At 72.6% G+C, this 10,620-nt stretch carries 10 protein-coding genes; 7 read left to right on the top strand and 3 right to left on the bottom strand.

What is annotated here, in order from left to right; translation table 11 throughout:
- Nucleotides 1-302 precede the first annotated feature (302 nt).
- A complete protein-coding gene (locus tag EHS43_RS26015; RefSeq protein ID WP_125193188.1) occupies nucleotides 303-1,487 on the top strand; it encodes a MarP family serine protease in 1,185 nt (394 codons plus the stop codon).
- A gap of 154 nt (nucleotides 1,488-1,641) precedes the next feature.
- Here EHS43_RS26015 and EHS43_RS26010 read toward each other — a convergent pair whose 3' ends face one another.
- Nucleotides 1,642-2,130, bottom strand: coding sequence for a GNAT family N-acetyltransferase (locus EHS43_RS26010; protein ID WP_125193187.1), 489 nt, complete (start codon nucleotides 2,128-2,130; stop codon nucleotides 1,642-1,644).
- A 71-nt stretch (nucleotides 2,131-2,201) separates the two neighbouring features.
- Here EHS43_RS26010 and EHS43_RS26005 point away from each other — a divergent pair, with 71 nt between their 5' ends.
- Together EHS43_RS26005 and EHS43_RS26000 are read left to right on the top strand one after the other, a co-directional pair.
- Nucleotides 2,202-3,092: a TIGR01777 family oxidoreductase gene (locus EHS43_RS26005; protein WP_185806410.1), complete on the top strand. Its 891-nt coding sequence runs from the start codon at nucleotides 2,202-2,204 to the stop codon at nucleotides 3,090-3,092.
- Between the two features lie 223 nt (nucleotides 3,093-3,315).
- The gene (locus tag EHS43_RS26000; RefSeq protein WP_125193186.1) at nucleotides 3,316-4,740 is read left to right on the top strand and encodes an NAD(P)/FAD-dependent oxidoreductase; all 1,425 of its coding nucleotides are present in this window, start codon (nucleotides 3,316-3,318) and stop codon (nucleotides 4,738-4,740) included.
- A 97-nt stretch (nucleotides 4,741-4,837) separates the two neighbouring features.
- Here EHS43_RS26000 and EHS43_RS25995 read toward each other — a convergent pair whose 3' ends face one another.
- Entirely contained in the window at nucleotides 4,838-6,274 is a 1,437-nt protein-coding gene (locus EHS43_RS25995; protein WP_125193185.1) for a regulator, read from the bottom strand.
- 245 nt (nucleotides 6,275-6,519) lie between these two features.
- Here EHS43_RS25995 and lipB point away from each other — a divergent pair, with 245 nt between their 5' ends.
- The 4 genes from lipB (at nucleotide 6,520) to EHS43_RS25975 (ending at nucleotide 9,597) form a co-directional block, all read left to right on the top strand.
- Nucleotides 6,520-7,320 (top strand): lipoyl(octanoyl) transferase LipB, encoded by an 801-nt coding sequence (lipB, locus tag EHS43_RS25990; RefSeq protein WP_125193184.1) that lies wholly within the window; start codon nucleotides 6,520-6,522, stop codon nucleotides 7,318-7,320.
- 74 nt (nucleotides 7,321-7,394) lie between these two features.
- Nucleotides 7,395-8,360 (top strand): lipoyl synthase, encoded by a 966-nt coding sequence (gene lipA / locus EHS43_RS25985; protein WP_125193183.1) that lies wholly within the window; start codon nucleotides 7,395-7,397, stop codon nucleotides 8,358-8,360.
- Nucleotides 8,361-8,628: 268 nt separating this feature from the next.
- On the top strand, nucleotides 8,629-8,829 hold the full coding sequence (locus tag EHS43_RS25980) for a hypothetical protein (RefSeq protein WP_125193182.1): 201 nt from the start codon (nucleotides 8,629-8,631) through the stop codon (nucleotides 8,827-8,829).
- A 66-nt stretch (nucleotides 8,830-8,895) separates the two neighbouring features.
- A complete protein-coding gene (locus EHS43_RS25975; protein WP_125193181.1) occupies nucleotides 8,896-9,597 on the top strand; it encodes a DUF4191 domain-containing protein in 702 nt (233 codons plus the stop codon).
- 70 nt (nucleotides 9,598-9,667) lie between these two features.
- On the opposite strand, the gene EHS43_RS25970 is transcribed toward EHS43_RS25975, so the two are convergent.
- Nucleotides 9,668-10,620: lipase family protein (locus EHS43_RS25970; RefSeq protein WP_260470716.1), on the bottom strand; the 953-nt coding region annotated here is incomplete at its 5' end.

Genomic DNA, 10,620 nt, shown 5'->3' with positions numbered 1-10,620 from the left:
GGGCCGGACGGGCTGGGCGCAGTCGGTTGAGGAGGGCGCGGCCCAGCAGGGTCGCGTGGCGTATTCGGGTCGGCCGCCGCCGTCGCATCCCCCGGGCTCTTCGGGCACGCATGGTCCCACTGTCGGACGGATCGGCGCCGCCCGCGATGTGTGCTGTGCCACCCGGTGGAACCATCATCCTGGTCCGCGACGTTTTTCCAGGTGCACGCGGGCGTGGCCGGTTCCGGTGCCCCGCCCGCGCGTAGCTGATCACTGCACGCCTCGCCTGCGTACTGAAGGTTCCGAGAGAGAAGGGCGGCTCCGTGGACGTGCTCGACATCCTGCTGTTGCTGGTGATCGCCGCCTATGCGGCCTCCGGCTACCGGCGCGGCCTGGTGGCCGGCTGCGTGTCGTTCGCCGGGTTCGTCGGCGGCGCGATCGTGGGCGTGTGGGTGCTGCCGTGGATGATGGACCTGGTGACGCCGGGAAGCACGGCCGCGACGGTGACCGCCGTGCTCACGGTGCTGGTCCCGGCCGCCGTGGGGCACGAACTGGCGGGACGCCTGGCGCTCAGGCTGCGCAGGGAGCTGGACCAGGGCCCGCTGCGGGTCGCCGACGGCGTCGGCGGGGCCGCCGCCAACTCCGTGGCCGTGCTGGTCGTCGCCTGGGTCGCCGCCAGCGTGCTCGGCGCCTCCTCGTCCCCGTTGGTCACCACGGCCATACGGGACTCAGCGCTGCTCGGCGCCGTACAGGACTCGATGCCGGAGACCACGCCGTCCTGGTTCTCCCGGGCCACCTCCGCGCTCACCGAGGCGGGCTTCCCGCAGGTCTTCAACCCGTTCGAGAACGAATCGACGGCCGAGGTCGCGCGGCCCACCGGCGACAGCGTCACGGCCGCCGCCACCAACGCCGCCAAGCTCAGCACCGTCAAGATCGAGGGCGCCTCCGGCACCCAGGGCCGCGAGGGCAGCGGCTTCGTCTACGCACCGCAGCACGTGATGACCAACGCCCACGTGGTGGCCGGCATCGACGAGCCCGGCGTCCGGGTCGGCGGGGTCGGGCAGGTGTACTCGGCCAAGGTGGTGCTGTTCGATCCGGACAGGGACGTGGCCGTGCTGTACGTCCCGGACCTGCGCGCCCCGGTGCTGCGCTTCGACGACAGCGCCTCGCGCGGCGACTCCGCGGTGGTCGCGGGCTATCCGCAGGACGGCGACCTGAACCTCCAGGCGGCCACGGTGGCGAACCGGGTGAAGGCGACCGGGCAGAACATCTACAGCGACGCCACCGTCACCCGCGAGATCTACTCGATCCGCTCGACCGTGCGCCCCGGCAACTCCGGCGGCCCCCTGCTGACCACCTCCGGCAAGGTCTACGGCGTGGTCTTCGCCCGCTCCACCTCCGACGACGAGACGGGGTACGTCCTGACCGCCGACGAGGTCGCGGGCGACGCCGAGAAGGCCGCGGACGCCACGTCACCGGTGGACACGGGCGAGCTGGTCACGTCGTAGCGGGGCCGCCTCCGTGATGATGGGGCCACGGTCCCGCATGGCACCCCGGAGGCTCCCGTGCCCGTGTTCTTCCTGATCTCGCTGCTCATGGCGGGCGTCGCACTCTGCCTGGTGGTGCGCAGACGCCGTACGACGGCCTCGGCCGACCAGGTCCTCAAAGACGGCGCCCCATGAGCACGTCGTCGACGTACTCCCCCGCCAGCAGGAACTCCTCGGGCAGGATCCCCTCGACGGCGAAGCCCTCGGACTCGTAGAGCCGTCGGGCGGGGGCGTTGTGGCCGAGGACGCGCAGGGTGAGGCGGCGGGCGCCCCGGCGGCGGGCCTCCTCGGTGATCGCGCGGATCAGGGCCCGTCCCACTCCGCGGCCCCGGGCCCGGGCGCTGACGACGAAGCCCTGGATCTGTCGCACATGGGCGTTCGCTTCGAGCCCGGTCGGGAAACCGAGACGGACGTACCCGAGGATGCGCCGGTCCGCCTCGGCGACCAGGCAGTCGTCGGGGAGGTGGCGCTCGTCGAAGAAGGGCCGGTAGGGCGGCCGTTGTTCGGGCAGGACCTCGTGCAGCGGCGACCACTCGGCGCGGTCGAGGCGGGCCAGTTCCTCTTCGTCGTCAGGGAGGGCGAGGCGTATGGACAACTGGGACATGAGCGCCAGCCTACGGCGGGGGTACCGGAACCAGACATCGCTCTTACGCACCCACCAGGCAGGATGAAGTCATGCAACTTTCAAGAATCGCGGTGGCCGGGGCGTCCGGACTGATCGGCTCGGCCCTGGTGCGGTCCCTGACCGCGGACGGGCACGAGGTGGTGCGTCTGGTGCGCCGGGAGCCCCGGGACGGCGAGGTCCGCTGGGATCCCGAGGCCGGGCGGGTCGACACGGCCGGGCTCGCGGGCTGCGACGCCGTGGTCAACCTCGCCGGGGCGGGTGTCGGATCACGGCGCTGGACGGAGGCGTACAAGAAGCGCATCCACGACAGCCGGGTGAACGGCACGAGCGCCCTCGCCCGGGCCGTCGCCTCCCTGGACGAGCCGCCGAAGGTCTTCGTGAACGGCAGCGCCATGGGCTACTACGGCGAGACCGGCGACCGGATCGTGGACGAGAGCTCGCCCGCCGGGGAGGGCTTCCTGCCCGAGCTGTGCGTGGCGTGGGAGGCGGCGGCCGCGCCGGCGCAGGAGGCGGGCGTACGGACCGCGCTCCCCCGCACCGGTCTGGTGGTCGGCCGCGGGGGCGGGGCGTGGGGCAAGCTGTTCCCGCTGTTCGAGGCGGGGCTCGGCGGACGGATGGGCGACGGAGGCCAGTACTGGTCGTTCATCGCGCTGCACGACGAGGTGGCCGCGATCCGCCACCTGCTGGAGACCGACGGGCTGTCCGGGCCCTTCAACCTGACCGCCCCCGAGCCGCTGACGAACCGTGAGATCACCGAGGCCATGGGCCGTGTGCTGCACCGGCCGACGCTGTTCAGCGTTCCCTCGCCGGTCCTGCGGGCCGTGCTCGGCGAGATGGCCGGGGACGTGCTGGGCAGCGCGCGGGTGCGCCCGACGCGGCTGCTGGAGTCGGGGTTCACGTTCGCGTTCCCGGACATCGAGGGGGCGATCCGGGCGGCCTGAGGAACGCGCCGGACGCGCGGGGTGTCCGCGGGGCGTCGTACGGCGCCCACGGCCTCCTCGGCGACCGGCTGTGACGACATGCGACCGGCGTGCGACCGTGCCCTGTCGATGCGCGACTGTTCCTGACCGGTCGCGGCCCTACCCTCGACCCGAACTCGGGTATCCCCGGAGCCTGTTGGGGGCATGACGTCTCCACCGGCCGCGCAACCTCGAGGAGGGGCACGTGCTTGAGCCCGCGTACCAGGCGGACGTCGTGATCGTGGGAGCCGGGGTCTCCGGGCTCTCCGCGGCGCATCGGCTGACCAGCCAAGGAGTGACCGTCACGGTGTTGGAGGCCGCCCCCGGTGTGGGCGGCCGCATGTCGACCGAGAAGGTCGACGGCTTCCGGCTCGACCGGATCGGACAGTTGCTGTCCACGGCGTATCCCGAACTGCGCCTGACCCCCGGGCTCGACGGGCTCGTACTGCGCCCGTTCGCCCCGGGGGTCCTGCTGCACGGGGACGGGCGCCACCACCGGGTGGACGCTCCGGCGGGCGCCCGTAGCGCAAGGGGCGCACTGCGTGCGGTGCGCGCCCTGGCGAGCGCCCCTCGGGGGGTGCCGGGGCCGGGGCTGGTGGCGGCGTCCCGCAGGGCCGCGTTCCGGGTGCTGCCCGGGGCCGGCCAGGGGGGCGTGCCCCGGAGCGCGCGCGGCGCCGCCCCGCTCGGCGGTGCCGTCGACCAGGCCCGGCTCGGTGCCGCGCTCACCCGGCTCGCCGGCGTGCCCGTGGAACGCCTCCTCGCCCGCCCGGAGCTGCCCGCCGGACAGGCGCTCGCGGTTCGGGGGCTGCCCGCGCGCACGATCGACGGCTTTCTGCGCCCGCTGCTGGCCGCGCTGCTGTGCGACCCCGCGCTGACGACGTCCAGCCGGTGCGCCGACCTCGCGCTGCGGGCCTTCGCGAGCGGACGGCTGTGTGTGCCGGAGGGGGGCGCGGAGACGCTGCCCGAACTGCTCGCGCGGACGCTGCCGGCGGGGACCGTGCGCACGGGGGTGCGGGTGACGTCCGTCTCGACCACCTCGGTGACCACGGCCGAGCACGGCGAGATCCGGTGCCGGGCGGTGCTGCTGGCGACGGACGCGCGGGCCGCGGCCCGGTTGCTGCCGGGGCTGCGGGTACCGGACTTCCACCCGGTGACGGTCGTCCACCACACGAGCGACGACCCGCCCCGCACCGGCTCCGCCCTGCTGCTGGACGCCGACCGGGGTGGCCCGGTGGCGCACACGGCGGTGATCAGCGAGGTCGACCCGAGCCGGGCCCCCGCGGGCCGGGCCCTGATCTCCTCGACGGTCCTGGGCGAGCCCCCGTCGGACCTGGACACCGCGGTCCGCACCCATCTGGCCCGCCTCTACGGCACCTCGACGCACCGCTGGGAGACCCTGGCCGTGCACCACACAAGGGAGGCGGTACCGGCCATGCCCGCCCCGCACGACCTGCGCCGCCCGGTACGTCTCCTGGCCGGCCTGTACGTGTGCGGCGACCACCGGGACACCAGCACGGTCCAGGGAGCGCTGCACTCGGCCCACCGGGCGACCACGGCGATCCTCAAGGACCTGGGCGCGTCGGGTTCCATGCACCGAGCGGACCCGACTCCGACGGCTCAGGCAGCCTGACGGCCCACCCGCGCCCCGTCAGGGGCGCGGGGAACTGCGCGATCAGCCACGACGGCGCGGCACTCGGCAACGGACCGTCGGAGCTGCGGCGAGGCTCCTATCCCAGCGCAGCCACCCGGTCGCGGTAACTACGGACCGGCGCGGCATCCTTGTACGGCTCCAGCCGCCGCTCGAAGTCCCGCACGTACTCCACCGCCCGCACCGACCGCATCTCGGCCGCCTGCCCGGCGGCCTCCGCGGCCAGCGCGCACGCCTGGTCCAACTCCCCCAGCCCCAGCCGTGCGGAGGCGAGCACCACCCGGCAGAACAGCCGGCTGCGCGCGTACGCGGGCGCCCGCAACTGGAGCGAGCGCTCGGCGTGTTGGGCCGCCGCCCGGAACTGCTGCAGATCACGGTGGCAGTGCCCGAACTCGTCCGCGAGCTGCGCCTCGTCGAAGAACCGTGCCCAGTGCGGGACTTCGTCACCGGGGCGGGCCGTCTCCAGGGCCCGCTCGGCGCGCACCAGCGAGGCGGTGCACGCCCGCACCTCCCCCAGCACCCCGTGCCCGCGCGCCTCGGCCGAGTGCAGCAGCGCCTGGACGACGGGCGGGGCGCTGGTTCCGACGCCCTGCTGGGCCACCCGCGCGAGCTGGATCGCCTCCCGGCCGTGCCCCAGATACACCGCCTGCCGGCTCATGGTGACCAGCACATACGCCCCGTAGGCCCGGTCCCCGGCCGCCTGGGCGAGCCGCAGGGCCTGCACGAAGTACCGCTGTGCGAGCCCGTGGGCCGCGATGTCGTACGAGGTCCAGCCCGCGAGCCGGGTCAGGTCGGCCGCGGCGGCGAACAGCCTGCGCCCGGTGGTCTCGCCGTACGTGCCGCGCAGCATCGGCTCGCACTCGTGCTCCAGGTAACGCACCAGGGCCTGCCGGGCGTGCCCGCCGCCGTACTGGTCGTCGAGGGTGCGGAAGAGTTCACCGACCGAGAGGAGCGCGGCGATGTCGCCCCCGGTGACCCTCTGGCCGGGCCCGCGCTCGGCCTGGCCGCGCTGCCGGGGCACCGTCGGGCGCCCCTGGGGCGGGATGCGCAGCGGTGGCTCGCCGCGGGCGACCCGGTCGTCGGGGCGGCCGATCAGCCAGTCGCGGCTGGGCACCACCAGGCCGGCCGGCGTGAAGGCGATCTTGCGCAGTTCGGCGTGGCTGCCGGAGTCCTTGCGCCACAGGCCGCTGACGATGTCGACGGCCTCCTCGGGGCCCGCCGCGAACTCCAGTCCGGCGTAGACGGGTGCGCAGGCGTCGAGGCCGAGGTCCTGCGCGGAGAGCCGGCGTCCGAGCCGGCGGGTGAAGACCTCGGCGATGAGGGCGGGTGTGGTGCCCCGCGGCTGCTGCCCGCGCAGCCACCGGGTCACGGAGGTCTTGTCGTATCTGAGATCCAGCCCGTGTTCGAGACCGAGCTGGTCCACGCGTCGGGCGAGACCCGCGTTGGAGAACCCCGCTTCTGCGATGAGCGCGGCGAGCTGTCGGTTGGGAGTGCGCTGCGCGGGTCGTTCCGTCATCTGCGGTGCGGTCTCCTGCCTTTCGGGCCGTCACGTGGTCACGTGGTGCCCGGATTGCCTGTGAGCTGCCCTTATGGCCTCTGCGAACGGCGCGAATGTAGCGGAGAGTGAGCAGACCGTCGCACACTTCGACGTTCGTTCATCCGATCGTGTGAGGATTGCCCCCAGGGCTGACGGCCGCGGGCCGGACGTACAGTGGCGTAGGCACCTTTCGTGCCTTACGACCTTCTAGGGAGGCGCTTGCCGTGAGTGGGTTGCGGTTCGTCCGCATGGGGTTCGGTGCGGACGCGGTCGAGTACCAGGTGGCCTGGGACGAGCAGCGCCGGGTGCACGCGGCGCGGTTCGAGGACGAGATCCCCGACACGGTCCTGCTGCTCGAACACCCGCCGGTCTACACGGCGGGCCGGCGCACCGCGGACAACGAGCGCCCCCTCGACGGCACCCCCGTCATCGACGTCGACCGCGGCGGCAAGATCACCTGGCACGGCCCGGGCCAGCTGGTCGGCTACCCGATCCAGAAGCTCCCGCGGCCGGTGGACGTGGTGGCGCACGTACGGCGCCTGGAGGAGGCCCTGATCCGCACCTGCGCGGAGTTCGGCCTGGAGACCACCCGCGTCGAGGGCCGCAGCGGGGTCTGGGTGCTCGGCGACCCGGTGGAACAGCGGCCGTCCCTGGGCGGGCTCTCCCTGGACTTCGACCCCCGGCTCACGGACGAGGAGTTCGACCCCCGGCTGAACGGCCCGGAGTACGCCCCCTCCAACGCCGGCCAGCGCCGCGAGGACCGCAAGATCGCGGCGATCGGCATCCGCGTCGCCAAGGGCGTCACCATGCACGGCTTCGCGCTGAACGTGAACCCGGACAACAAGTGGTTCGACCGGATCATCCCGTGCGGCATCCGGGACGCGGGCGTCGCCTCCCTCGCGAACGAACTCGGCCGGGACGTGACCATCGACGAGGTCCTGCCGGTCGTCGAGCGGCACCTGAGGGACGTACTGGAGAACGCGGACCTCAAGCCGAGGGTGATCGAGAAGACACCTGCGGCCTGAGACAGGCGGTGGGCTTTCAAATCCACGGGCGTACCCTTGAGCACGCCGAAGAATCAATCGCTAGGGAGCCGGTCGTGTCCGCAGTCGCACCCGACGGACGCAAGATGCTGCGCCTGGAGGTCCGCAACGCCCAGACCCCCATCGAGCGCAAGCCCGAGTGGATCAAGACCCGGGCGAAAATGGGTCCCGAGTACACCGCCATGCAGAAGCTCGTGAAGAGCGAGGGCCTGCACACGGTCTGCCAGGAAGCCGGCTGCCCCAACATCTACGAGTGCTGGGAGGACCGCGAGGCGACCTTCCTCATCGGCGGCGACCAGTGCACCCGGCGCTGCGACTTCTGCCAGATCGACACCGGCAAGCCCGAGGCGCTCGACCGTGACGAGCCGCGCCGCGTCGGCGAGTCCGTGGTCGCCATGGACCTCAACTACGCCACCATCACCGGCGTCGCCCGCGACGACCTGGAGGACGGCGGCGCCTGGCTGTACGCCGAGACGGTCCGCCAGATCCACGAGCAGACGGCCGCCCGCGAGGCCGGCCGCACCAAGGTCGAGCTGCTGGCCCCCGACTTCAACGCCGTGCCGGAGCTGCTCCAGCAGGTCTTCGAGTCCCGCCCCGAGGTCTTCGCGCACAACGTCGAGACGGTCCCGCGGATCTTCAAGCGCATCCGCCCCGGCTTCCGCTACGAGCGCTCCCTGAAGGTCATCACCGACGCCCGCGACTTCGGCCTGGTGACCAAGTCCAACCTGATCCTCGGCATGGGCGAGACCCGCGAGGAGGTCAGCGAGGCGCTCCGGCAGCTGCACGACGCCGGCTGCGAGCTGGTCACCATCACGCAGTACCTGCGCCCGTCGGTGCGCCACCACCCCGTGGAGCGCTGGGTCAAGCCGCAGGAGTTCGTGGAGCTGAAGGAGGAGGCCGAGCAGATCGGCTTCTCCGGTGTGATGTCCGGACCCCTCGTCCGGTCCTCCTACCGAGCGGGCCGGCTCTACCAGATGGCCGTGGAGAAGCGTGGCGCGTACGTCGCCTCGCAGGCCGTCTGAGCGTCCCCCGAATGGCACGGAGTGCCACTCCAAACGTGTGAATCCCAGCACAAGCAACTACCCCTCGGTAGTGGCCGATTGACGCGGTCCCGGACATCCCCGCAGATAGGGGGGTCATCGGGGCCGCGTCCACGTTATCGGGCGAACCATCCGGGCTTCATGGGCGTTTGACCGGTCGGTCACGCCCTGGTAACACCAATCAGTGACCCTGGCTGTACACCCCGTGCACCACTCACCAGAGCCGTCATCCCGAGGGGGAACCGTCATCATGCAGGCCGCGCCGGTTCGCGCCACCGCCATCCCGTCGTTCACCACTGCACTGCGTGCCGTCGAGTCGCTGCTCATGAGCAGCGGCCAGCGCACCGCCCGCCGCAACGCCTGGACCTCCGTCCTGGAGGACCGCCGCCGCGCCAAGGACCGGGTCGAGGCCCAGCGCATCCTGGACCAGACCTTCACCATCAGCTCCTGAGGCCTCCCCTGCGAGGGGCGGGCACTGCCGTCGTCCACGCCTGCCGGGCCACGTAGACTTCTGGGCATGGCGAGAAGTGACAGTGCGGCGGATGCCGCGAACACCGGGCGACTGAAGCAGATCGCCCTGACGTACAAGATGACCCGCAAGGCCGACAAGAAGATCGGCCTGGTACTCGCGGGTGTCTTCCTCCTCATCCTCGGCGTCTTTCTCGCCATCGGTTTCCTGATCGGCCACCCGGTCTACCTCGGCATCCTGGGCTTCCTGCTCGCCTTCCTCGGTACGGCGATCGTGTTCGGGCGCCGGGCCGAGCGGGCCGCGTTCGGGCAGATGGAAGGGCAGCCGGGTGCCGCCGCGGCCGTACTGGACAACATCGGCCGGGGCTGGACGACGACCCCCGCGGTGGCGATGAACCGCAGCCAGGACGTGGTGCACCGGGCCGTCGGCAAGGCCGGCATCGTCCTGGTCGCCGAGGGCAACCCGAACCGGGTCAAGAGCCTGCTGGCCGCCGAGAAGCGGAAGATGAACCGTATCGTCGCGGACGTGCCGGTGCACGACATCGTCGTCGGCACGGGCGAGGGCCAGGTCCCCCTGAAGAAGGTGCGGACCACGATGCTCAAGCTGCCGCGCGTACTGACCGGCCCCCAGGTGACCGCCACCAACGACCGGCTGCGGGCGATGGGCGACCTGATGAGCAACATGCCGTTGCCGAAGGGCCCGATGCCGAAGGGCATGAAGCTGCCGAAGGGCGGCGGCAAGGCCCGCTGACCTTTCCCGTACGACGACGAGGGCGCCCGGATCACTCCGGGCGCCCTCGTCGTCGTGAGGGGCCGGGGCGTCAGCAGTCGCTCCGGGCCGCTCTGCCCGCGAACCGGTCGCCGAGCCAGGAGACGACGTCGCCCACGGCCTGGTTGTCGGTGAGCAGATGGTCGCCGGGGTAGATCTTCCAGCCGGTCCGCACCCCGGCCGCGCAGTAGGCGGCGCGCACGGCGTCCTCGGTGGCGGTGGGGATGACCTCGTCGAGGGCGCCGCGGTACTGGAGGACGGGGAAGCCGATCCGGTGGGCCGCGAGGTTCACGCCGAGCTTCTGGGCGTCCAGGACCTGTCCCCAGGTGCGGCCGTCGCTGCCGCGCTGCTGGTAGAGCTGGTCGAGGGTGAGCCCGGCCGTGGTGAAGTCCTTGATGCTCTTGCCCGCGAGGCCGGTGACGGTGCCGACCAGACACACGGACCTGGCGGTCTTCACGGCCTGTTTGCCCTGGTCGTTGAGGAGCGAGTCGAAGGGCAGCGTGGGGTAGGCGGCCTGGATGCCGAGGGCCGCGTCGGCGAGGAAGCCGGAGAAGGCGCTGCCGTCGAGCGCGGCCGCCACCTGCTTCAGGTCACCGGGAACGCCGCCCGAGGCGTCCCCGACCACGTCGAGCTCGGGCGCGTAGGCCGCCGCCAGCTGGGCCGCCCACAGACTGGCCGCGCCGCCCTCGGAGTAGCCCCACAGGCCGACGCGGGCCTGCCGGGACAGGCCGCTGCCCGGTACCGCGGGGGCGGCGCGGGCGATGTCGAGCAGGGCGTGCCCGGAGTCGGTGCCGGCGACATAGCGGTGCGTCTGGCCGTCGAGGTACCCGGGGCCGTCGGTCGCGGCGACCGCGTACCCGGCCTTGAGCAGGGCCGCGATGTTGTCGCCCTCGTACTCGTCCTGGAACGCCCCGGCGAGCTGCTTGGAGAACGCGCACTGCGGGCCGAGGCCGAGGGTGCCGGGGTGGAAGGCGACGACGGGGCGGGGCCGGTGCCGGTCCAGGG

The sequence above is a fragment of the Streptomyces sp. RP5T genome, assembly GCF_003933965.1.
In the GTDB taxonomy this organism is placed as follows: Bacteria; Actinomycetota; Actinomycetes; order Streptomycetales; family Streptomycetaceae; genus Streptomyces.
The sequence above is the reverse complement of the archived record's forward strand: the minus strand, read 5'-3'. Positions and strand labels throughout refer to the sequence as shown.

Coding starts and splice junctions, on each gene's coding strand:
- EHS43_RS26010 (WP_125193187.1), bottom strand. CDS start 2,130: ATGTCCCAGTTGTCCATACGCCTCGCCCTCCCTGACGACGAAGAGGAA.
- EHS43_RS26005 (WP_185806410.1), top strand. CDS start 2,202: ATGCAACTTTCAAGAATCGCGGTGGCCGGGGCGTCCGGACTGATCGGC.
- EHS43_RS25995 (WP_125193185.1), bottom strand. CDS start 6,274: ATGACGGAACGACCCGCGCAGCGCACTCCCAACCGACAGCTCGCCGCG.
- EHS43_RS25980 (WP_125193182.1), top strand. CDS start 8,629: ATGCAGGCCGCGCCGGTTCGCGCCACCGCCATCCCGTCGTTCACCACT.
- EHS43_RS25975 (WP_125193181.1), top strand. CDS start 8,896: ATGGCGAGAAGTGACAGTGCGGCGGATGCCGCGAACACCGGGCGACTG.